This is a genomic window from Vibrio sp. 10N.222.49.C9 (assembly GCF_041474985.1).
GTDB classification, from domain to species: Bacteria; Pseudomonadota; Gammaproteobacteria; order Enterobacterales; family Vibrionaceae; genus Vibrio; species Vibrio crassostreae_C.
The window spans coordinates 1-431 of sequence record NZ_JBFRVD010001610.1 but is presented as its reverse complement, the minus strand read 5'-3'; the positions used below and the strand labels follow the sequence as shown (position 1 = coordinate 431).

At 41.8% G+C, this 431-nt stretch carries 1 pseudogene; it reads left to right on the top strand.

Annotated features, from left to right (window positions below):
- Positions 1-431 (top strand): annotated as a pseudogene (locus tag AB4585_RS29490) (flagellar motor protein MotA); the annotation flags it as partial.

Sequence of the window (431 nt, the reverse complement as noted above, 5' to 3'; positions counted from 1 at the left end):
GAATGAAACGGCAAAAGCAAAAGCAACCGAGCAGCAACACAATAAGCAACGAGAAGCTGAGTTTGCATCTCAAGAGAAAAAGCTTCAAAGCCAATATGATGCTTTGGTTAAGCAGCGCGCCAACCTCAATAAATCGATAGATTCGCTGAGCGCACAATTTCAAGAAAATGAGCAAAAGCTTTCTGAAAAAGAGAAGGAATTGACCTTAGCTACCGGCAGTTTAGGTGAAATCTTTGGGGTTGTTCGTCAATCTGCAAAAGATGTTCAATTAGAACAAGAGCGTTCGGTTGCCTCTATTGGTCTTGAGCAAGACGTAGCAACCATCAATGACATCATTGAAGCAAAGTCTATCCCTTCTAAGGATCAGCTATATGGTCTTTGGCAGTCTTATGTTCATCAGATCAAGACAAGCTCACAAGCCTCTATCATTG